Source organism: Chitinophaga sp. OAE865 (assembly GCF_040546735.1).
In the GTDB taxonomy this organism is placed as follows: Bacteria; Bacteroidota; Bacteroidia; order Chitinophagales; family Chitinophagaceae; genus Chitinophaga; species Chitinophaga polysaccharea_A.
The window spans coordinates 2,325,531-2,348,478 of sequence record NZ_JBEPOF010000001.1; the positions used below are offsets into that span (position 1 = coordinate 2,325,531).

20 protein-coding genes are annotated in these 22,948 nt (G+C 46.5%); 11 read left to right on the forward strand and 9 right to left on the reverse strand.

Annotated elements, in window-relative coordinates; all coding sequences use genetic code 11:
* Positions 1-95: 95 nt before the first annotated feature.
* Positions 96-548 carry a hypothetical protein gene (locus ABIE50_RS09520; protein ID WP_209864125.1) on the forward strand — a complete coding sequence of 151 codons (453 nt, stop codon included), beginning with the start codon at positions 96-98 and terminating at the stop codon, positions 546-548.
* A 94-nt stretch (positions 549-642) separates the two neighbouring features.
* On the opposite strand, the gene hxpB is transcribed toward ABIE50_RS09520, so the two are convergent.
* Positions 643-1,302: a hexitol phosphatase HxpB gene (hxpB, locus tag ABIE50_RS09525; RefSeq protein WP_209864122.1), complete on the reverse strand. Its 660-nt coding sequence runs from the start codon at positions 1,300-1,302 to the stop codon at positions 643-645.
* Between the two features lie 611 nt (positions 1,303-1,913).
* On the opposite strand from hxpB, the gene ABIE50_RS09530 reads away from it, so the two are divergent.
* From ABIE50_RS09530 to ABIE50_RS09540, 3 genes are read left to right on the forward strand one after another with little or no spacing between them, the layout of a single operon-like run.
* The gene (locus ABIE50_RS09530) at positions 1,914-4,025 is read left to right on the forward strand and encodes a ferredoxin-like domain-containing protein (RefSeq protein WP_209864119.1); all 2,112 of its coding nucleotides are present in this window, start codon (positions 1,914-1,916) and stop codon (positions 4,023-4,025) included.
* A 29-nt stretch (positions 4,026-4,054) separates the two neighbouring features.
* Positions 4,055-4,831 (forward strand): uroporphyrinogen-III C-methyltransferase, encoded by a 777-nt coding sequence (cobA, locus tag ABIE50_RS09535; RefSeq protein WP_079469057.1) that lies wholly within the window; start codon positions 4,055-4,057, stop codon positions 4,829-4,831.
* A 45-nt stretch (positions 4,832-4,876) separates the two neighbouring features.
* Positions 4,877-5,425: a precorrin-2 dehydrogenase/sirohydrochlorin ferrochelatase family protein gene (locus ABIE50_RS09540; RefSeq protein ID WP_354027945.1), complete on the forward strand. Its 549-nt coding sequence runs from the start codon at positions 4,877-4,879 to the stop codon at positions 5,423-5,425.
* Here the strand turns inward: ABIE50_RS09540 and ABIE50_RS09545 are convergent, their stop codons facing one another.
* Positions 5,426-5,767: a DUF488 domain-containing protein gene (locus ABIE50_RS09545; protein WP_209864114.1), complete on the reverse strand. Its 342-nt coding sequence runs from the start codon at positions 5,765-5,767 to the stop codon at positions 5,426-5,428.
* Between the two features lie 74 nt (positions 5,768-5,841).
* Here ABIE50_RS09545 and ABIE50_RS09550 point away from each other — a divergent pair, with 74 nt between their 5' ends.
* On the forward strand, positions 5,842-6,504 hold the full coding sequence (locus ABIE50_RS09550) for an HD domain-containing protein (protein WP_209864112.1): 663 nt from the start codon (positions 5,842-5,844) through the stop codon (positions 6,502-6,504).
* A 146-nt stretch (positions 6,505-6,650) separates the two neighbouring features.
* Here ABIE50_RS09550 and ABIE50_RS09555 read toward each other — a convergent pair whose 3' ends face one another.
* Positions 6,651-7,175, reverse strand: coding sequence for an acyl-CoA thioesterase (locus tag ABIE50_RS09555; RefSeq protein WP_209864109.1), 525 nt, complete (start codon positions 7,173-7,175; stop codon positions 6,651-6,653).
* Between the two features lie 333 nt (positions 7,176-7,508).
* Between ABIE50_RS09555 and pyrG the strand changes: the two genes are divergently transcribed.
* From pyrG to ABIE50_RS09570, 3 genes are all read left to right on the forward strand, one after another.
* Entirely contained in the window at positions 7,509-9,155 is a 1,647-nt protein-coding gene (gene pyrG, locus ABIE50_RS09560) for a CTP synthase (RefSeq protein WP_209864107.1), read from the forward strand.
* A 474-nt stretch (positions 9,156-9,629) separates the two neighbouring features.
* On the forward strand, positions 9,630-11,480 hold the full coding sequence (gene yidC / locus ABIE50_RS09565) for a membrane protein insertase YidC (RefSeq protein ID WP_209864104.1): 1,851 nt from the start codon (positions 9,630-9,632) through the stop codon (positions 11,478-11,480).
* Positions 11,481-11,563: 83 nt separating this feature from the next.
* Entirely contained in the window at positions 11,564-12,496 is a 933-nt protein-coding gene (locus tag ABIE50_RS09570; protein ID WP_209864102.1) for a M20/M25/M40 family metallo-hydrolase, read from the forward strand.
* Here ABIE50_RS09570 and ABIE50_RS09575 read toward each other — a convergent pair.
* From ABIE50_RS09575 to ABIE50_RS09595, 5 genes are all read right to left on the reverse strand, one after another.
* Positions 12,493-13,113, reverse strand: coding sequence for a SprT-like domain-containing protein (locus ABIE50_RS09575; protein WP_209864099.1), 621 nt, complete (start codon positions 13,111-13,113; stop codon positions 12,493-12,495). The two genes, ABIE50_RS09570 and ABIE50_RS09575, sit on opposite strands and share 4 nt — an antisense overlap.
* Before the next feature lie 5 nt (positions 13,114-13,118).
* The gene (locus ABIE50_RS09580) at positions 13,119-13,505 is read right to left on the reverse strand and encodes a hypothetical protein (protein WP_142683454.1); all 387 of its coding nucleotides are present in this window, start codon (positions 13,503-13,505) and stop codon (positions 13,119-13,121) included.
* Positions 13,498-13,722: an AtpZ/AtpI family protein gene (locus tag ABIE50_RS09585; RefSeq protein WP_142683453.1), complete on the reverse strand. Its 225-nt coding sequence runs from the start codon at positions 13,720-13,722 to the stop codon at positions 13,498-13,500. The genes ABIE50_RS09580 and ABIE50_RS09585 overlap by 8 nt, the downstream gene beginning before the upstream one ends.
* Positions 13,691-14,113, reverse strand: coding sequence for a bactofilin family protein (locus ABIE50_RS09590; RefSeq protein ID WP_142683452.1), 423 nt, complete (start codon positions 14,111-14,113; stop codon positions 13,691-13,693). Before ABIE50_RS09590 ends, ABIE50_RS09585 begins: the two co-directional genes overlap by 32 nt.
* Before the next feature lie 69 nt (positions 14,114-14,182).
* Entirely contained in the window at positions 14,183-14,587 is a 405-nt protein-coding gene (locus ABIE50_RS09595; RefSeq protein ID WP_209864096.1) for a hypothetical protein, read from the reverse strand.
* Between the two features lie 267 nt (positions 14,588-14,854).
* Here ABIE50_RS09595 and porW point away from each other — a divergent pair, with 267 nt between their 5' ends.
* Both porW and ABIE50_RS09605 read left to right on the forward strand, forming a co-directional pair.
* Positions 14,855-17,953, forward strand: a complete 3,099-nt coding sequence (gene porW, locus ABIE50_RS09600) for a type IX secretion system periplasmic lipoprotein PorW/SprE (protein ID WP_209864093.1) — start codon at positions 14,855-14,857, stop codon at positions 17,951-17,953.
* A 163-nt stretch (positions 17,954-18,116) separates the two neighbouring features.
* Positions 18,117-20,498 (forward strand): penicillin-binding protein 1A, encoded by a 2,382-nt coding sequence (locus ABIE50_RS09605; protein WP_209864090.1) that lies wholly within the window; start codon positions 18,117-18,119, stop codon positions 20,496-20,498.
* A gap of 269 nt (positions 20,499-20,767) precedes the next feature.
* On the opposite strand, the gene sucC is transcribed toward ABIE50_RS09605, so the two are convergent.
* Positions 20,768-21,979 (reverse strand): ADP-forming succinate--CoA ligase subunit beta, encoded by a 1,212-nt coding sequence (gene sucC, locus ABIE50_RS09610; protein ID WP_142683448.1) that lies wholly within the window; start codon positions 21,977-21,979, stop codon positions 20,768-20,770.
* A gap of 128 nt (positions 21,980-22,107) precedes the next feature.
* Here sucC and ABIE50_RS09615 point away from each other — a divergent pair, with 128 nt between their 5' ends.
* Complete coding sequence (locus ABIE50_RS09615; protein WP_209864086.1) at positions 22,108-22,929, forward strand: purine-nucleoside phosphorylase; 822 nt, start codon at positions 22,108-22,110, stop codon at positions 22,927-22,929.
* Positions 22,930-22,948: the final 19 nt, after the last annotated feature.

Sequence of the window (22,948 nt, forward strand, 5' to 3'; positions counted from 1 at the left end):
AACCCTGATAACTATGGCTTTGCCCTTGTTATGTAATTACCAGTAAAACATTCAGGTTATTCCACGTTTTTCTTTAATTATAAATTATAGTATTTATGAAAACAATCCGTATTACCTGTAGCATGTTACTTGCTGCCACCCTGTTTGCTGTATTGCCTGCTATGGCAAAAACAACTTCTTCCGCCGCTGCTCCTGTAAAAGTCTGGAAGCCTATAGTAATGAAGCCTTTCGCTGTTGTAACCAAGACTTATTTTTTTAATTTTGCCAACAGCCCTTATCATTCCCTTAAGATCTCCCTGTTGTTCGATGACACGGATAACAATCTGATTGACGGTAACATCCAGAGCAATACCCCGGGCGTATACATGCAGGAAGAAACTCAGCACACCCTTACACCAAATGCCTCTTCCAATGTGAGAACTGTAAATTTCGTATTCAGAGGCTATCAGAATGTTTATGGCAACAGAACCAGCTACTGGATCGAAGGTATCTGGTATATAGACCCAACAGGCGCTGAAAACTGGTACATTACAAGAAATACCTATTAAAACAGGTGCACCTGGAAAGCAAAAGGCCGGTTAAACACTTAACCGGCCTTATAGCAATTTCATCATTATAGCACGCTTATAGCCTATAATTATCTTATTTTCTTAACAGCTCCAGCTTTGCATCATTAAATTCCAGCAAGCTGTCCAGCTTCATATTGGCCAGTGCATACCTCGGATCATGACGGTTGTGCGCTTCAGGAACCACCACTGTGGTCATTCTTGCTGCCTTGGCTGCGGTCATTCCCGTCACAGAATCCTCAAAAGCAATACAGTCCAGCGGGTCGCTTCCCAATGCTTTGGCACAGGCCAGGTATACGGCAGGATGCGGTTTACCATAATCTTCAAACTCGGCAGAATATACCGCCTGAAACGCGTCTTTTATCTGCAAATGTTCCAATGCTGCATTGATCAGGCGAAGCGGCGAAGAGGATGCCAGCCCCATTTTGAACCCTTTCTCACGGAAAAACTGAAGGATATACTGTAAACCCTCCATGGGATGCCCTTCTGTTCTGATCTTATGGATCACACTGTCGATGATCTCATTTACCACCTGCTCGGCACTTTTTCCCTCCCATTTGTAGTAATTATGCCAGTAACTTACCACCTCTTTGGTACGCAAACCAGTAGTTAAATGCGTTAGCTCAGGAGAAAGGTTCACCCCTACCGTAGCAAACACTTCCCGCATGGCAATGCCCCATAAAGGTTCTGAGTCGATCAACAGGCCATCCATATCAAATATTACCGTATCTATCATATGTTTTCCGTTTATGCGCGGCAAAGATAAGAAGTTATGGGGGAGATGACGGGCAATACAAAGCAATACCCGCCCGCCATTGAGGTGCAACTGTTAAAAACAGCCCTGATTCCCCCGGACCAGGTAAACGTCTGCCCTGGGGCGCCATTCATTCCGTCGCTCCCATAACAATAAGTTATACGCCATAAACTTTGGTTATCACATCTGCTGCAGCGGCTCATAACCCGATAGGCTCAAATCCCTTCCGGATCAGGGTTTACATCTCTTATACTGCTGTAAACCTGCTGTTTCTGCCAATTTCCCTCTTTTTTGGGGCCTTATTGAATGTGGAAAAAAGTTTTGGAAAGATGCCCTGCATTTATATCTTTGTATTACTCTACTAAAATTATAGGGAATATGGGTAATGATAGAAAGAATTGTCACAAAAACAGTTGTTGTTCATCAACACCCATGAGGCGCGTGTAATATGGAAGATCAGTGATCACATTACTGTAAATCAACATTATACGAGGCCTCCGAAAATATACCGGGGGCCTTTTGATGCTAAAAAACGACCAATACCCCCAACCAGAACAAAAATTGCTTTTTACCACCACCTGAAAATACTTTTTATGCAAAGCTTCAGAACAGAACTAGAAAATCCAATTGTTGAACAAGATATTATAGACCTGGAGAAGAAGATCCGCCTGTTCCGTGAGGGCGCTGTGACCGACGAAAAATTCCGTAGTCTTCGCCTGGCCAGAGGTATTTATGGTCAGCGTCAGCCCGGTGTGCAGATGATCCGTATCAAACTGCCATACGGTAAAATGACCCTGCAGCAATGGCACCGCATTACCGAAGTATCTGATGAATATGCTACCAGCAACCTGCACCTCACTACCCGTCAGGATATACAAATCCACTACGTGAGCCTCGACAGGACGCCTGAATTATGGTCCAAACTGGAAGAAGATGGTATCACCATCCGTGAGGCCTGCGGAAATACCGTTCGTAATGTTACGGCATCAGACCGCGCAGGCATTGATCCGGATGAGCCATTTGATGTAACGCCTTATGCAGATGCCACATTCCGCTATTTCCTGCGCAACCCTGTAAGCCAGGAAATGGGCCGTAAGATCAAGATCTCTTTCTCCTCTTCTGAAAAGGATACAGCCTGGTCATTTATGCACGACTTTGGCATGATCCCTAAAGTAAAGATCATCGACGGGAAGGAAGTGCGTGGCTTTAAAGTATTGGTAGGCGGCGGTTTGGGTGCACAACCCTTTCTCGCTAAAGTGGTGTACGAATTCTTGGAAACAGACCAGGTCATCCCATATATAGAAAACGTACTGCGCGTATTTGATCGCTACGGCGAAAGAACCAGCAGGAATAAGGCCCGCATGAAATTCCTCATCCAGAAAATAGGCATGGAGGAATTTGAGCGCCTTATCAAAGAAGAATACAAAGCCATAAAAGTAAAAAGCGTACCGGTGGATGCGGATGCATGGCAGGCTACCACACCGCCTCCACCAGCGCCGGTACCGGCTTACAGCATCAAGGATCCTAAAAAGTACGAAGCCTGGAAAACCACCAACACCTTCGAACAAAAACAAAAAGGATACATTGCCGCTTATGTTAAAATAACGCTGGGCAATATCGGTTCAGCTGTGAGCCGCAAACTCATCGAAGCCCTGCGTCCGGTAATAGCAGATGATGTGCGTGTAACCGCCAACCAGGGTCTGTTGCTGAAATACATCTCACCGGCAAATCTTCCCTATGTTTACAGTGTACTGGAAGAAGCTGGCTTTGCAGAGCCCGGGTTCGACAGCATCGCGGATATCACCGCCTGCCCCGGTACCGATACCTGCAACCTCGGTATCTCCAGCAGCACAGGCATTGCCAAAGTGCTGGAAGATGTGATCACCGGGGAATTCCCGGACCTCGTTTATAATAAAGACATCAAAATAAAGATCAGCGGATGTATGAACTCCTGCGGTCAGCACGGTATTGCCAGCATCGGTTTCCATGGCAGCTCCATGAAAAGCGGCGGTAAAGTGCTTCCCGCATTGCAGGTACTGCTTGGTGGCGGTATTGTAGGCGATGGTATTGGCCGTGTAGCAGATAAGGTGATCAAAGTACCCAGCCGCCGTGGCCCGGATGTATTGCGCAGCTTACTGCACGACTACGAAATCAACGCCGGCGAAAATGAACTGTTCAATGAATATTACGACCGCCAGGGTGAAAAGTATTTTTATGAACTGCTGAAACCACTGGCAGATCTGAGCTCTCTCACTGCGGGCGACTTTGTTGACTGGGGCCAGGCACAGGATTATGCTACTGCCATTGGCGTTGGCGAATGTGCCGGCGTGATCATCGACCTGGTAGCTACCCTGCTGCTGGAAGCGGAAGAGAAACTGGAGCTGAGCAGCGCGGCCATCATTAAGGGCGCCTACTCAGATGGTATTTACCATGCTTATTCTTCCTTTGTACAGGGTGCAAAAGCACTGTTACTCGGTGAAGCAATAAGCGGTAATACACAAATCGGTATCATCAACGATTTCGATAAACATTTTGTGACTACCGGTAAATTCAGCTTTGAGCCCGACTTTAAATCAGTTGTGTTGCAGATTAACGGTAACGAGCCTACGGAAAATTTTGCAAAAACCTATTTCCAGCAGGCGCAGTCATTTTATAACGCTGCACAGGTATACCGTCAGAAAGCCAGCGAACTGGTACAGGCTTAATTATTTTTTTATCAAAAACACAACCACTCATGCAAAAGATACAACCCAAACTCACATTGATAGGTGCAGGCCCAGGTGATCCGGAACTGATCACAGTTAAAGGGTTAAAGGCTATTCAAAACGCCAGGGTAATCCTTTATGACGCATTGTCCAGCAACGAATTGCTGGACCATGCGCCGGCTAACTGCCTTCGCCGTTTTGTGGGTAAGCGTGCAGGTATGCATGTATACTCCCAGGACGAAATAAACAGGATGATTGTAAAATATGCATTAACTTATGGCAGCGTTGTCCGCTTAAAGGGAGGCGACTCCTTTGTATTTGGCCGTGGCCAGGAGGAAATAGCCTTTGCCCAGCAGTTTGGAATTACCGCGGAAGTGATTCCCGGTATTTCCAGCGCGATCTCTGTTCCGGGTGTGAACAAAATCCCCGTTACCGCACGTAATGTAAGCGAGGGATTTTGGGTGATCACCGGTAACACACAGAACGGGAATTTATCCCGCGACCTGGATCATGCCATCAGGGCCAATACTACAGTGATTGTACTGATGGGGATGAGCAAACTGGCAGAAATTGCAGGGATCTACAGCGCAGCAGGAAAAGGGGAAACCCCTGCCGCTATTATCCAGAACGGTACGCTTCCTACTCAGAAAATGGGAGTGGGTAATGTAGCCGATCTGTTGGAAATAGCCGCTACGCACGATCTGCACAATCCTGCTGTTCTGGTAATAGGCGAGGTGGTAAGCTTCCATGAAGCTTTCCAGGCCTTGAAGAACAAGGTGTCAGAAGAACTAAAAATTGCCGTATAATGGAAGAGAATCATTTATTTCCGGTGTTATTTCAAATTACACCGTTTGCACGTACTCGTTGTAGGCGGTGGTAATATCGGACTGGAAAAAGCCAATGCCATGCTGGAAAATTGCGCAGATGCAACTATTACAGTAGTGTCATTGGATTTTTTACCTGAGCTGGAAGCGTTAACGCACCAGTATCCCAATATCACCCTTGTTCAGAAATCATTTTCATGTGGCGACCTCCTGGGAAAAGACCTGGTGATTGCCGCTACCAACAACAGGGAGTTTAATTACCACATCTGGGAAAAAGCCAAATGCAGCAAGGTGCTGATCAATGTGGCGGATACCCCGGAGCTTTGTGATTTCTACCTGGGCTCAATTGTAAAAAAGGGCAACCTGAAAATTGCTATCTCTACCAATGGTAAATCGCCCACCATTGCCAAGCGCCTGAAGCAGGTACTACAGGATGCCATTCCCGATACCCTCGATGAAGTACTGAATAAACTGTCGCTGATCCGCGAAAAACTGAGCGGTGATTTTGCCAGTAAAGTAAAGAAGCTCAACAGCATCACCGAGGTACTGGTGAAGCCGGAAAGCGAAGGTGTATAATTATTTTTTCAGCAACTCCAGCAGTACCTGTGCCTGGTTGTGTGTTTCGTCTTTAGCCCCGTATAGTAAAGTTACCCGTTGCCGTTTTGCCCTCTTTTTGATGGCGGCCAACAATTCACTTTTCTCCTGTAATTCATGTTTATATTTTGTTTTGAATTCAGCAAACCGCGTTGGATCATGGTGAAACCATTCGCGCAGTTCGTTGCTGGGAGCTATTTCTTTTGCCCATTCGTCGATATGGGCGCGCTCCTTTGAAATACCCCGCGGCCAGAGCCGGTCTACCAGGATCCGGTAGCCATCGGTATCTTCATAATCATCATAAATTCGTTTAGTCTGTAACATACTTACATAACGCCCGGGGAAACCGTATTGTTTTTCATGTTTCTGTCTTCCTGAAAATTAATATCATTGCACCTATGATACATCACGAACAGATTATTACCGCAACGGTGAATTTTGTAAAAGAGGAATTACAGGGAGCAGAAGGGGGCCACGACTGGTGGCATATTTACAGGGTATGGCAACAGGCAAAACATATTGCCGCAGCTGAAACCGCCAATGTGCTGGTAGTAGAGCTGGGCGCCCTGCTGCACGACATAGCAGATTCAAAATTTCATAACGGCAACGAAGATATTGGTCCCGCAAAAGCAACAGCGTTCCTGCAAACGCTGGAAGTACCGGCGGATATAATTGCACAGGTGGAAAATATTATCCGTCATATTTCTTTTAAGGGCGGTAACCAGGAACGGACCTTTTTTTCTGCAGAACTGGCCATTGTACAGGACGCCGACAGGCTGGATGCCATTGGGGCTATTGGTATTGCAAGGGCTTTTAATTACGGAGGCTTCAAAAACAGGCCCCTGTATGATCCTGCTGTAAAACCCAATATGCAGATGACAAAGGAAGAGTATAAGAGCAGCACGGCGCCTACCATCACGCATTTCTATGAGAAATTATTACTGCTGAAAGACAGGATGAACACTACCACGGGTAAAAAGCTGGCAGAGGAAAGACATGCGTTTATGGAATTGTTCCTGGAGCGGTTTTACAAAGAGTGGGAGGGCGGGGATTTTGTCTGACTCAGGATTAGGCTGATTTTACTGATTTTTTAAATAATAAAGGGAGATAAAAAGCAAAATATATCCGCTTTTATCTCCCTTAGTTTTTATATCTCCAAAAATAAAATCAGTGAAATCAGCCTAATCCTGAGTCAGACAAAATCCGCTTAGATCTTCTCGAAGAAAAGCGCTTTTAATTCATCCGCATCCTCGGGTTTCATTTTACCACCAAGGATCAGGCGGAGCTGGCGGCGGCGCAATGCGCCATCATATAATTTTTTTTCCTCTTCTGTGTCGGTGATGATACCTGGTACCGGGCGGGAATTGCCGTTAGGGTCCAGGGCTACGAAGGTCATGAAGGCCTCATTTGATTTATAACGGTACTGTTGTACGGGATCTTCCCCCCAAACCCTCATATGTACTTCCATGGAAGTATTGAAGGCCCGGCTTACTTTGGATTCAATATGTACCACGTTTCCCAGCTTAATGGGATTTTCGAAAGATATATTATCTACGGAAGCGGTTACTACGGGAGCGCTGCAGTGTTTCATGCAGGCCAGTGCTGCGGCAATATCCATCCAGTACATCAAACGGCCTCCCATAAGGTTGCCGAATGTATTGGTATCATTCGGTAAAACCAGTTCGGTCATCTGTATCAGCGAGTCTTGGGCTCTCTTTGGCGTTAAAGTCATCTTTAATGTATTTCGGACGCAAATTTACTGTTTATATATTTATAGTCGCGCACGCATTTACTGCGGTGTTGCACCGGCTAAAGGTTTTTAACAAATAATTTCCGGTACTTGAAAATTCTTTAAAACGCGCTACAGATCAGTGATGAGAGCTGAATATAATCTCCAAAAAATTAACAAACAAATAAAGCGCTGCCGTAAAAAACTTGGGAGCGAAGCAAATTTGTGTAACTTTGCATGACCTTCGGAAGTAGTTTACTTGATCGGTTTTACACCAAACGCAGTCCGGCACTTCCCCGTTTATAGGTCAAGTATTCTTAGCAGAATTTTAGTTTTATGGCAAAATATATCTTCGTTACAGGAGGTGTTACATCTTCTTTGGGTAAAGGAATTATAGCTGCCTCACTTGCAAAATTATTGCAGGCGCGCGGCTTTAGAGTGACTATTCAGAAATTTGATCCATATATCAATGTGGATCCGGGTACATTAAACCCTTATGAACATGGTGAATGTTATGTAACGGAAGATGGTGCGGAAACCGATCTGGATCTCGGACACTACGAACGTTTTTTGAATACTCCCACTTCGCAGGCCAACAATGTTACTACCGGCCGTATTTACCAGACAGTGATCAACAAGGAAAGGGAAGGCGCTTACCTGGGTAAAACCGTACAGGTGATCCCTCACATTACGGATGAAATCAAACGCCGTATCCTCCTGCTTGGTAAAGATGGCAAGTTTGACATCGTTATCACGGAACTTGGCGGTACAGTGGGCGATATCGAATCCCTCCCTTATATTGAGGCGGTTCGCCAGTTGCAATGGGAGCTGGGTGAAGAAGATTGCCTGGTAGTGCACCTTACACTGATCCCGTACCTGCGCGCAGCGAAAGAGCTGAAAACCAAACCTACACAACACTCTGTACGCCTGCTGAGCGAATATGGCGTACACCCCGATATTATTGTTTGCCGTACAGAAGAACCGCTGTACCGCGACCTGAAAAAGAAGATCGCCCTGTTCTGTAACGTACAGGTAGATGCTGTAATCGAAGCAAACGATGTTCCCACCATCTATGAAGTACCATTGGAAATGATGCGCGAGAAACTCGATGTGTCTGTACTGAAAAGACTGGGATTACCCGTGGAAAAAGAGCCTGAACTGGTTAAATGGCGTGAATTCCTGGATAAGCTGAAGTATCCCAAATCCAAGGTTACCATCGGTTTGATCGGTAAATACGTGGAATTGCAGGATGCCTATAAATCCATCCTGGAGTCATTTATACATGCCGGTTCCCTGAACGAATGCAAGGTAATTGTACAAAATATCCACTCAGAACATATTACGCCTGAAAATGTAAGTGAAAAACTGAAGAACCTCGACGGGCTCCTGGTAGCTCCGGGCTTTGGTCACCGCGGCATTGAAGGTAAGATCACCGCTATCCAGTATGCCCGTGAAAACCAGCTGCCGTTCTTCGGTATCTGCCTGGGAATGCAGATGAGCGTGGTGGAATATGCCCGTAACGTACTTGGCTGGAAAGATGCGCATTCCGTGGAAATGAACCCTGATACCGCTCACCCGGTGATCAACCTCATGGAAGAGCAGAAGAAAGTTACAGCAAAAGGTGGCACCATGCGTTTGGGCGCTTATGCCTGTGAACTGGCGCCAGGTTCCAAAGCAGCTGAAATATACGGCAGCACCAGCATCAGCGAAAGACACCGTCACCGCTATGAATTCAATAACGACTTCCTTCAGCAGTTTGAAGATGCCGGCCTGGTACTTTCCGGTAAAAACCCTGAAAGCGGCCTTGTTGAAATCATAGAACTGCCTGGTCATCCGTTTTTTGTGGGCGTACAGTTCCACCCTGAACTGAAAAGCACCGTAGAAAGCCCGGCTCCTGTATTTGTATCCTTTATCAAGGCTGCAAAGCAATACGCGGAGGCTAAGAATGGCAAAGCCAAAATGGAAGAGACGATCACAAAGTAAGCGCGGAGGATCGCCTTCGGCGATGGAAATTGCCTTGGCTCAGGATTAAACTTATTAACTGTGATTATCAGGATTTGATTAATATTTATTGTAAAAGACTAAGGGAGATAGCGGATTACTCGCTTATCTCCCTTAATTATTATTATCTTTTTCAGGATTAAAATGATTACGCCGATTACACCAATTCTCTTTTTGTGATCCAGGAGATATATGAATAAGTATTATTATATTTCCTTTAATCTTCTAAAATCCAATGATCAAATCAAATTAATCAGTATAATCAGCGTAATCCCGAGTCAGACAACCTTCGCTCAATCGCCGAAGGCGATCGTATTCGCTCTGATCCTCAATGTAATACGCATCTCCTTTACTTATTTATTATTTTAACCGCATTTAACAGGGGTTTCACCTAAAAAGCATGGTCATTTCATAAAATCCTGCTTACCTTTGCTGCCTAAATTTTAATTGCATTTCATGGATAGAAATTCGGTCATTGGGTTTTTACTGTTGGGCGTTTTGCTGGTAGGATATATATTCTTTAACCAGAAACAACAGGCAGGAGCCGCAAGGGAAAAAGCCAGGCAAGATTCCATCGCAGAGCTTAACAAGCCTAAAACACCTTTAGCTGATACTGTCAACCTTGCTGCAGCTGCCGCAGGAGGACAGCTGGATTCAGCCCACCAGGCGCTGTTAAACGGTGAATTCGGCACATTTGCCGCTGCCGCTACCGGCAATGTGCAAAATACAGTACTGGAAAACGACGTGGTAAAGATCACTTTTTCCAATAAAGGTGGCCAACCGGCAAGTGTACAACTGAAACAATACAAAGCTTATGATGGCGGTCCGCTGATGCTGATGGAAGGCTCCTTTAACCGTCTTTCGGTAGAAGTGCCGGCCAGCCTGACAAAAACGCTGAACAGCGCGGATCTGTTCTTTACAGCCAGCCAGCCACAGGAAGGTGGGGGTGGTGTAAAAACAATCGCTTACCGTCTTAATACCAGTAATCCAGCTTCTTACCTGGAATTTATTTACTCCCTGAAACCAGGCAGCTATGTGGTGGATTACACTATCCATGCGGTTGGTTTGCAAAACCTGCTGCCGGGTAACCAGAATTACCTGAGCCTGCAGTGGAATACCCAGGAAGATAAACAGGAGCATGATATAGAAAACGAGCGCCTGAACAACCAGGTGCACTATATGCTGGAAAATGACAAGCATGATTACTTTACCCTTAACCGTACCAGTCATGAAAAACTGGAAAACAAACTGAAATGGGTAAGTGTAAAACAGCAGTTCTTCAATACCACGCTGATTGCTAAAAAGGAACTTTTCAATAATGTGGATGTAAACACGAAAGTTCCTGTAAGCCCTAATATCGTAGGACAAACCTTCAGCACCATACAGATCCCGTACAACCGCGCCAACGATTTCTCCTTCCCGGTTGAAATCTATTATGGCCCTAACCACTATAAAACACTGAAATCTTTTGATATCGGTCTGCAGAAGATCATCCCGCTGGGTACCGGTATCTTTGCTTTTGTGAAGTATGTGAACATCTTTATTATCATCCCGGTGTTTAACTTCCTGAGCGGATTTATCAGCAACTACGGTATCATCATCATCATGCTCACCATTTTCATTCGTTTGCTGATCGCTCCTTTTACTTACCAGAGCTATGTTTCCCAGGCGAAGATGAAAGTGCTGAAACCTGAAATTGATGAACTGAAAGCGAAATACGGCGATGATCAGCAGGCATTTGGTGTAGAACAGATGAAGCTCTTTAAGAGCGCCGGCGTAAACCCGCTGGGCGGATGTTTACCTGCGTTGCTGCAGCTGCCTATCCTGGTGGCGATGTACAGCTTCTTCCCGTCGTCTATTGAGCTGCGCCAGGAAAGCTTCCTGTGGGCGAAAGACCTGTCTACTTACGATTCTATCCTGAACCTCGGCTTCAACATACCGTTCTACGGCAACCACGTGAGCCTGTTCACCATCCTTATGACCATCACCAGTTTGATCCTGGCCTTCTACAACCGTGGAATGACCGATCAGAGCAACCCGGTGATGAAGTATATGCCTTATGTGATGCCGGTAATGCTGCTGGGTATCTTTAACCGTCTCGCTGCGGCGCTTACCTTCTACTATTTCCTGTCTAACGTGATCAGTATCCTGTTACAATTCGTGATCCAGAAGTTTATCATTAACCATGATAAGATCCACGCGCAGATCCAGGAAAACAAAAAGAAACCAAAGAGCAAATCCAAATGGCAGGAAAAACTGGAAGAAGTCCAGAAACGCCAGCAGGAAATGCAACAGAAGAAAAAGTAGGATTAATACAATCTGAACATTTCAATGATATTTTTTCGCAGAAGGCTTCCCCTTAAGGAAGCCTTCTCTATTTTTGGACGGATATGATAAAGAGATGGATTTTATTGATGTGCGCTGCCGGCTCAATCACGGCCGCACAGGCACAGGATACCATTCCTGATGCCGCAAGGATACAGGGAATAGTGAACTACCTGGCCTCTGATAAGCTGAAAGGCAGGGGCACCGCGGAAAAAGGAGGGCAAACCGCCAGCCGTTATGTGGCCAAACAGTTTAAGAAACTGGGACTGCGGCCGGTGAATGGCGGCAGTTTCTTCCAGGATTTTACATTCGACAGGAAAGCGCATAAAAACATTCCCAGCCGGAATGTGATCGGGTACCTGGATAACGGGGCCGCACGTACGATTATTATTGGCGCCCACTACGATCACCTGGGAACGGCTGCATTATTTGATGGTAAATATCCGGTTGGTGAAATCCACAACGGCGCGGATGATAATGCTTCCGGCGTAGCCGGCCTGCTGGAACTGGCCAGGCATTATGTGAAAAACCGTGGCCAAGAACCGTTTAATTTTCTCTTTATTGCTTTTGGCGGAGAAGAGCTGGGACTGCAGGGATCAAAATACTACACGGCGCATCCACTGATGCCGCTGGATAAAATGCATTTCATGCTCAATATGGATATGATAGGGCGTTATAACCCGGAACGAGGAATTGGTATTGGTGGCTATGGCAGTGCGGAAGAATGGCCCGCCGTATTTAAGGAAGTGCAGCAACCCGGTATTAAGTTCTTTACAGATGCGGCTGGGAAAGGGGCGTCCGATCATCACAATTTCTATGTAAACGGAGTGCCGGTGATGTTTTTTCATACCGGTGGGCACGACGACTATCACAAGCCCACTGATGATGCGCCAAAGCTCCGGGCAAAAGCAGAAGCGGAAATCCTTCAGCTGGAAATCCAGCTGATTAACCGTGCCATGGCTTACCCGGTATTACATTATGTAGGGGAGAAGAGCTAGGGAATAAGCTCCACTTCGTATACAGGACTGAAAAGGAACCATTTTTGAGACGCTATCTCTTCACAGCGATAGCGTTTTCTTATTTTCTCCCCCCTGCGGAATACGCGTCCATCTTTGGTTTTAAACAGGCCGTGTAACGGTACCTGCTCTACGAAGAAATGATTTTCCTTTTGCCGGTCGTAGTTTTTCAACACCCGCATCAGGTTTTCATCGGCGCAGGAGCTGGCAGCAGGATTGGCCATACTTTGGCGCACGGCGGCTTCCACATCGGGAGGCAGCAGGTTCTTTCCTACAAAATCGCGCAGGATAAAAGAAAATTCCTGTTTCCATTCTTTGCCATGTGAGGCCACCCTGTTGGCATATTTATTAAAAGTGGTGAGATGTGCAATTTCGTGCAGCAGGGTAAGGAGGAATGCATATTTATTCAGGGAACCATTCACGCTGATGCGGTGACCTTTACCCTGGCCATCAGGGTGCCGGTAGTCGCCAAGTATACTGGACCGTTCGCGTGTAACAGTCAGATGTACCTTATAGGTAGTGAGAAAATCCATTACCTGTCCGAAAGTTCCTTCTGGCAGGTAGGACGCTAAAGCATTTAAAGGCGCCTCTTTTTTCAAATAGATTACTTTTTTAGCCTTGTCAGCCGGAAAAGGCTGATTGTTTCAAATACAGTATACACCAGATACAGGAACAACAGCATGAAAATAGTCAGCTTGCTTACGTTGGGCTTATAAATAAGCACATAAACAGCGATGCCTATAACGCAAAGAAAGAGTTTGCTGAGGGTGGCGCCATAAACGGCCCTGATAAAGGCATTGTGGTTGGAAGAAGCGAGTCCCCGGCGGCTCATCAGATAAGACACCAGGGAGATAACAGCCATGATCAGGTTACCGGCCATCAGCACATTCACATGCGTACCGAGGTCCAGCAACCTGGGTTTGAATATGATAACAAGTCCGTTTAAAATTCCAAAAACTGCGAATAACCGTATAAAAAATCTATCACTCATTCCGTCGGGTGTCTTTTATAATTTGCCACAAAAGTATGGCTAATGCAACTAAAGAAAAAATGATCAGGAAAACCGGGAACCGCCAGCCTATCCAGTGGTCCAGTTTATATCCTGCAAATACACCCAAACCCAGCGTGGTCATCATCTGGAAGGCCAGGCCGGCGTAACGTAACAGCGGATTCCGGTTATTCTGCTTCCTGGAGGACGGTTTTTCCATGTTTCTGATTATCAGCCGGCTGCTGATCGTCCATGTAGCAACGGCCATTGAACTTAGCAGTAGGCTCCATTTCGAAATGAGCGGTGTATACATCGCCTTTCACCAAAGCATTTCCTTTCAGGAACAGTAATTCATCCACCTTGATGATGCCTGTTACCCGGCCCAGGATATCAGCGCTCTGGCATATCAGGTCGCCAGTGATCTCCCCTTCAGGACCCACCACTATTTTAGCTTTTGTAGATACCAGCCCGTTTACCTGGCCATCGATCCTGATGTCGCCTTCACACACAATATCACCCTGGATAGATGTGCCATTGCCTATAATATTGACAGTTGATGTAGGCAGCATGGCCTTGTTGTCGCCTTTCGATTTCTGATTGTTATTAAACATAGGGAATCAGGTTTTTCAAGTTTAGTGTGTAATTTAAATAAATATATATAAATTTTTTGTATTTATATATTAATAGGTACTGTTATCTACAGCAGGCACCTTTAGCATAGTGGTGTCCACTTTCCCGTTAAAGTCGCCGTTAATCACCTGTTTGATATTGTTCAGGTACTGGTCGCGGGCGTTGATGGCGGTTTCCAGCGAGTCTGCCCTCATTTTAAGATGGATAAATTCTTTCCGTTGCTTCAGGTCTCCGTAGCCTGGTATGTAATACCGCAAAGGTGTAAACACTACGGTAGCCACTGTAATGGCCACCAGTAATACAAAAAGGGTACTGAAGGCTATATATACGCTCATCCGGGATAGTTTGAACGAGGTCACTTCTTCATAGGTATCATCATTCATAATTACCAGACGGTATTTATGACTCAGTTTCTCCAGGTTTCGTCTGCTGTTTTTATTACCCTTCTTAGCCATGTTTTGCGGTACTTCTTAAAGAACACTGTTTCTTTTAAGGCGGGCTAAAGTTAATCATTATTGTAAAATAGGAAACAGTGTTTTACGGATTACCGGCAGAAAGAGGGGTTTTTATCTGAAAACCAGGAGGTTAAAATATATGCTTTGTTGGAAAAAAGTCGGCAGCACTTCTCCCGCACTCATATTCAATCAACTATTTTATCCTATCTTTAAAATATTTTTTCAAACTATAAGTTATATATATTTAGCCTATACACCCTGGCATCCATGAATTGCATCAAACTGCTACTAAAATATCTGGGAATAATAGTATTGTCATTTTGCCTGGTTTTGCCGGCTGCCCGGGCACAAAATACGCCTCAAAATCAGCCTCAGCAAACAAATCCCCAGGCCCCCAATAAACAGCAACAGCAGCAAAGACCTGCTGTCAAGCCCCTTTTTAAACCACGTGAACAACGGGTACAGGATCGCCGTCCCCCTTCCGAAGTAATGCTGGAAAAAAAGAAATGGACCTGGAAAAGACAATTCTTCCAGAACATGGCTACCCGGTTCAATTATTACTTTCATGCCAGGGTGAAGCTCGACAGGGTGGTGAAAACCGCTAACCGGGACGGACAGGACAACTACAACATCCTTCTGCCGTTTTACCCCTTCAGCCTGCAGAGCCAGGGCTTCAGCAAAGGAGAACTGGATTCCGTTATCGATAAAACAAACATGGCCATCCAGCTTCACGATCCCCGCGGTAAATGGATCGACGACTGCTTCCTGCTCATGGGACGCGCCTACTTCTATGAAGGAGACCTGGAAAATGCCAATAAAACCTTCCAGTATATCAATATTGCTTTCGCCCCGAAAACAAAGTCGGAGTACAAAACAGTAGTGGGTGCGCATGAAAATGACCAGATCTCCATCGCCACCAAAGAAAAAAGAAAAGGCTTCTTCGGTCGCCTCAAACATACCAAAGCACGTAACGATGCCTTCCTTTGGAGGGCCCGTACCCTGTTGGAACAAAAGGAATATGATGAAGTACAGGCGCTGCTAAACATCCTGAATACGGATCCGAATTTCCCGCACCGCCTCGATGGCGACCTGGCGGAAGTACGCGCCTACAGCCATTATATCCAGAAAAGATACCCCGAAACCATAGAGCCGCTGAAAGTGGCCATCGATAAAAGCCACGATAAAGTAGCCAAAGCCAGGATGTCGTATATACTCGGCCAGCTCTATCTTCAGCAGCAACACCCGGATTCCTCGCTCGACCAGTTCCGTACGGTGATCCGCATGAAACCCGATCCCATGATGGACTTCCAGGCCCGGTTACAGATTGCCAGAACCAATGCGCAAACTACCGGTAATGTGGCCGCCAGCATTGCAGGGCTCCGCCGTATGCTCCGGAAACAGCGGTTCGAGCGCTTTCGCGACGGGATCTATTATACCATGGGCGTTCTTGAATACCCTGATCACCCCGAGGCCGCTCTCAGCTATATGACGCAATCACTGAAAATACCCAGTGACAACCTCATGCAACGCGCCATTACCTACAAAGGCATGGCCGATATTTATTATGACCTGCGTAACTACACCGAAGCAAAGAAATATTATGACAGCACCGCGGGCGTAATGACCAAGGATTTTGTGGATGCGTCTACAGTGGAAACCCGCAAAAATGTGCTCACGGAAGTGGTAGCCCGGCTGGAAACCATTCACCGGGAAGACAGCCTGCAGCGGTTAGCCGCCTTATCTCCTTCAGACCGGAACATCGTACTGTCAAAAATGGTGGCTGCAAGGGAAAGCGAAGCCGCCGAAAAGAAAAAGAAAGAGAAACTGGCCGCCGCCAATCCCCTGGAAAACCCTGCAGCTTTCAGCATGAGCGGAGGTACCGCCTATTCGCCAAAAGAGGAGACAGGCGACTGGTATTTCTATAACTCGGCCAGTAAATCGGCCGGCTATTCGGAATTCAAACGCAGGTGGGGAAACCGCCAGTCTGTAGATAACTGGCGCCGCAGCCAGAACGGCGTGGTAAATGCCACCAACAGCAATGGCCCTATAGAAATAGCAGAAGAAACAAAATCCGTTACCCTGGGTGAAGTGCCACCAGACAGCGTTAGCACGGAAACACTGGCAGCGGGCCTGCCACTCACGCCGGAGAAACTGGCTGCCTCCCAAAAAGCAGTGCAGGATGCCTGGTTTGACCTGGGTAAACTGTATTACGATAAGCTGGAAAATTACTCCCTGGGAATAGAAACCTACGACTCCCTGCTGATCCTCTTCCCGGATCACCCCCGTAAGCCGGAGGTATTATATTCCCTGTATGTATGGCATGGAAAACAAAATCATACCGCCCAGGCGAATCACTATAAAGCAATGGTACTGAACCAGTACGGCAATACCAACTTTGCAGATATTATCCGTTCCGGCGGGTTGAGGGATATTGATGCCCAGAAAAAGAAAGAGATCAGCGCGGCCTATGACGCGGCCTATGAAGCTTTCCGCAAGGGGAATTATGCGGAGTCTATGGCCATGAAAAAGCAGGCCGACAGTACCTTCGGCATCAATTTCCTGCAGTCTAAATTCGACCTGCTGGAAGCCATGCTGATCGTGAAAACCGATACATTGTTCGCTGTAGACAGCCTGCGGGCCGGAGATACCCTGCAGCTGTCGCGCAAGGCTGTGCAGGCCGTGCTTACCAAATACGCTGCAGATGAACCTGTGCGTAACCAGGCTCAGGCCCTCATGGATGCACTGAACCACCGCGCGGAACTGACCGATTACCTCGCCAAACTGGAGGTAAGGAAGAAAGACGCCAACGGCGTATTGCTGGATGAAGACATTTCCATGCGTTATCCCTGGCAGAACCCACAGCCGGTGCTGGCCGACAGGATCAATACGGCAAAAGCGCCGGCAGATTCCGCTAAAATAACTGCCGGGGTAACCGGCACATTGCCGGCTCCAATGGCCACCGTTGCGCCGCCCAAACCGGTCACCCCTTATAAATTAACCGCTGATAACCCGTTTTTTGTGGTGCTCTCTTTCCAGCGCGTGTCTAAAGAACTGATGGATGAAGGGCTTAACCAGTTTACCCGGTATAATGCGGCCAAACATGCGGCAGATAAAATTGAAGTAGGCAGTTTTGTGCTCACCCCCAATGATGTGATGCTGATATTCCGGCTTTTCCCTAACGAAGACAAGGCCCTGGCCTACTACGATGAGATCCGGGATGAAGCCGCCTCTAACATCATCCCCAGGATCAGGCCTACAGAGTACAATTTCTTTGTGATTTCCAGGGATAATTTCATCTTATTAAACAGCACTAAGGACCTGACAGGCTACCGCAAGTTTTTTACAGATAATTATGTGACCCAGTAAGTATTTTTGGAATTTTAAATAGCTTTGTCGGTCAGACTGTCACAAAACAGGCTTATTTATTGCGTATTGACCTATCGGGAAAATCATAGCCAACAGATAGTGATAAATTATTTCATATAAAAGAATTCGGGCAAATCTGGCCATAAAACAAATTAACTAGCGCATGAAAAAATCGGTGAAAATATTGTGGCGGGTGGCTTTTGGTATCTTAGCATTCCTTATTCTGTTAGTTTTACTCATTAACTTCCGGATCATTGGCAGTATGCCATCACTGGAAGAACTGGAAAACCCACGGGCAGCACTGGCCGCAGAGGTGATTGCCGACGATGGTACCATTTTGGGTAAATACTACCAGGTAGACCGCTCCAGCAGCGACTATAATGAGATCTCCAAAAACGTGATCAACGCGCTGATAGCAACTGAAGAAACCCGTTTTTATGATAATTCAGGTATTGACCCAAAAGGCACACTGGCCATCCCTTTTTACCTGCTTATTGGTAAAAAACGTGGATCCAGTACCATCACCCAACAGCTGGCACTGAACCTGCAAACGGATAACCTGGGAAAAACGCGCTCCGGTAACCCTATTGGCAGGGCCTTCCAGAAAATACAGGAATGGATCATCGCTGTAAAGCTGGAAAGGAACTTCACCAAGCAGGAGATTCTTACCCTGTATCTGAATACCGTAGCTTTCGGGGATAATGTATATGGAATAGAAAACGGGGCCAGGACTTTTTTCAGTAAAGATGCCGGGCACCTGTCTATTGAAGAAGCCGCCATCCTGGTGGGAATGCTGAAAGGCAATACTCTTTACAACCCGCGCAGGAATCCGCAAAATGCCCTCCAGCGCCGCAATACCGTTATCAGCAACATGCAGGAAGCCGGTTTCATTACCCCGGCCGAGGCAGCTGCTGCCAAAAGCAAGCCTATTGTACTGCATTATAACAAAATTGACCATAACAAAGGATTGGCTCCTTATTTCAGGGAAGTGTTGCGGGATGAGCTGAAAGGCTGGTGCAAAACACATAAGAAAGCCGATGGGTCTGAATATAACCTCTACCGCGACGGGTTGAAAATATATACCACCATCAACCCGAGAATGCAGTTATATGCAGAAGAAGCTGTGGCCAAACACCTGGCTGTACTGCAAAAGTCGCTCTCTGCACAAAACGATGTAAAAACAGGCAGCGTTTGGAAGAAATGGCCCAAATACCTGGATCAGTATATGAAAGAATCTGACCGGTATAAGGCTATGAAAGACGATGAAGCAGACGATTCTACCATTGCGCGGGCATTCAATACCCCTGTGAGAATGAAGGTGTTCGGCTGGAGAAGCTCTACTGAACCGGACCTGAATGAAATAGATACTACCATGACCCCGCTGGACTCCATTAAATATATGCGCGCTATTTTACAGGCGGGCTTTATGGCAATGGACCCCGAAAGCGGAGAAGTGAAAGCCTGGGTAGGCGGACCGGATTTCCGTTATTTCAAGAATGATCACGTGGCTAAAACCCGCCGTCAGGTTGGTTCTACCTTTAAGCCTTTCCTGTATTGCTTTGCGATCATGAATGGTATGTCGCCCAATACTATTCTGCCCAATGAGCCCATCTCCATCAACGGATGGACGCCACATAACTCGGAAGGAAGCACCGGTGGTACCATTACCATGGCTGGCGCGCTTGCCAAATCACTAAACCTGGTGGCCGCCTACCTGATCAAACAGATTGGCGCCAAACCGTTTGCTGATTTTGCCAAGAACAAAGTAGGCTTTACCAGCGATATTCCTGCTTACCCGGCCATTGCACTGGGCGCCGTGGAGTTATCGCTTTATGAACTGATGCAGGGATATACCATGTTTCCTGCCAGGGGAATTAATACCAAGCCTATTTATATTACCCGTATTGAAGACAGGAACGGCAATATCCTTGAAACATTTGCACCGGTAAAACGTGAAGTGATCAGTGAAAGGGAATCTTATACTATGGTGAAGATGATGGAAGGAGTGGTAGCGCCCGGAGGTACCGGTGCGCGTATCCGTTCCCGTTTCAACATCCAGGGCGAAATAGCCGGTAAAACCGGTACTACCAACGACAATACCGATGGCTGGTTTATGGGCTATACACCGAAATTACTGGCAGGTGCGTGGGTAGGCTGCGAAAACAACTTTATCCACTTCAGCACTACAGCCATTGGGCAGGGTGCCAATACGGGTTTACCTATCTGGGGTTATTTCATGCAGAAAGTATATGCCGACCCCACCCTGAAGATCAGCTCCAATGATCATTTCCCGGTGCCGCCGAATATGAGTGAAGACGATATTTACATGAATTACGATTCCAACGTAAAACCCGGCGCCGAATCAGAAAACGTGGGCAACGGATCTGCAGATGACTATGGCTCCGGCGATGTCAGCGATTACGCCACACCTGGCGCCGACAGCCAGGAACCTGCTCCGGCAAAGCCGAAAGAGGAACATAAGGACAATAAGGAAAACAAACCCAAGGCTACTATGCCGGCCCCGACGCCTAAGAAAGGAGAGTAGGGCGGATTTTGTCTTGGAACACTGATTTTGCTGATTAGTTTGATTCTATTTTTTAGACTTTATAAAATTAAGGGAGATAGATGCGATATCAGCATTTATCTCCCTTAACTATTTATAAAAGCCTGAAGTGAAAACCGGTAAATAATTAAGGGAGATAAAAGCAAACTTCGCTTTTCATCTCCCTTAAATATCTATAAAAATTCAAAAATAAAATCAAACTAATCAGCAAAATCAGCGTAATCAGTGTTCCAAGACAAAATCCGCTGTGATCAGCTAACCGCTTTGTTCACCAGGGCAGCTGCCTCGCTGAGCAGGATAGCTGACTGTACTTTCAGACCGCTTTCTTCGATCAGTACTTTAGCTTCTGCAGCGTTGGTACCCTGTAAACGGACGATGATAGGAACGCTGATGTTACCAATGGATTTGTAAGCATCAATAACACCCTGGGCAACCCTGTCGCAACGCACAATACCACCAAAGATATTGATCAGGATAGCTTTAACCTTTGGATCTTTCAGGATGATACGGAAGCCTGCTTCCACGGTTTGAGCGTTGGCAGTACCGCCTACGTCCAGGAAGTTGGCTGGTTCACCGCCGCTCAGTTTGATCATGTCCATGGTAGCCATGGCCAGGCCGGCGCCATTTACCATACAACCTACGTTACCATCCAGTTTTACAAAGTTCAGGTTGTATTTGCTGGCTTCTACTTCTGTAGGATCTTCTTCAGAAATATCGCGGAGCGCTTCCAGGTCGGGATGACGCATCAGGGAGTTGTCGTCCAGGTTTACTTTGGCATCAACGGCAATGATCTTGTCGTCGCTGGTTTTGAACAGCGGGTTGATTTCCAGCATGCTGCAATCCAGTCCTACGTATGCGTTATAGAGGTTGGTCACAAATTTCACCATGTTTTTGAACGCTTCACCGCTCAAACCGAAGTTGAAGGCGATGTTACGTGCCTGGAAAGGCTGCAGGGTCATATTTGGTTTTACCCACTCTTTAAATATTTTCTCAGGAGTGCTGTGTGCTACCTCTTCGATATCCATACCACCTTCAGTGGAATACATGATAACGTTCTGGCTTTTAGCACGATCCAGCAGGATAGACAGGTAAAATTCCTTTACCGGGTTAGCGCCTGGATAGTAAACATCCTGCGCTACCAGTACTTTGTTTACCAGTTTACCGGCTTCGCCGGTTTGAATGGTTACCAGGGTGCCTCCCAGGATATTTCCTGCTATGTTTTTAATATCTTCTGCATTTTTTCCTACTGCCACACCTCTCTGTTCCGTACCACGGATCTTACCCTTTCCGCGTCCACCCGCATGAATCTGGGCTTTTACAACGGCAAATTCATTACCAAATTGCACTTTCAGCTGCTTATATGCTTCCGCAGCCGCTTCAGGGGTATCCACCGGAATACCTTCCTGTACCGGTACATTATATTTTTTCAACAGTTCTTTAGCCTGGTACTCGTGTAAGTTCATCGGAATAAAATTTGCCGCTAAAATAGGTCATTATGATTTAAATATAAAACTGCAGTCATTTGTGAATTAAAAAATAACTTTGCGCGGGTTTGTTTTTTAAACCCGGCTTTTAATTAACGTATAAACAGATGAGTGAACTAACAGCAAAGATCACAGCAGCGGGGGAATATATCAGCAAATTCTGGCAGCATAAGCCGGTGGCAGGGATTATACTGGGCAGCGGCCTGGGTAACCTGACAGCGGAAATTGAGGACAGCATCGAAATTCCATACAGCAGCATACCCCATTTCCCCGAATCAACGGTGGAAGGGCATTCAGGCAAACTAATCCTGGGGCATATGCAGGGAAAGCCGGTTGTGGCGATGGCAGGGCGTTTTCACTTTTATGAAGGGTTTTCCATGCAACAGGTAACTTTTCCGGTGCGCGTTATGAAAGCCCTGGGTATTCATACCTTGTTTATTTCCAATGCCGCCGGGGGAATGAATCCATCCTTCCAGGTAGGCGATCTGATGATCATCAGGGATCATATCAACCTGCAGCCGGAGCATCCGCTGCGCGGTAAGAACGAGGACTCACTGGGCCCCCGTTTCCCCGATATGAGTGAGCCCTATGCCAAAACACTGATCGATGCAGCAGGTAAAATTGCTGCAGCCAACAATATATCTTTACATAGCGGCGTATATGTAGGGGTTCAGGGGCCCACCTTTGAAACCCGGGCAGAGTACAAATATATGCACATCATCGGTGGCGACGCCGTAGGAATGAGCACCGTACCTGAAGTAATTGTAGCGGCACATGCCGGTTTGAAAGTATTTGCCATGAGTGTGATCACCGATATCGGTATCCGTGAAGAAGAAAATGTGATCACCCATGAAGAAGTACTGGCAGCTGCGAAAGCGGCAGAACCCAAGCTTACGCTGATATTTAGTGAATTAATCCGGCAACTATAAACGCTTTTGTTACTTTCGG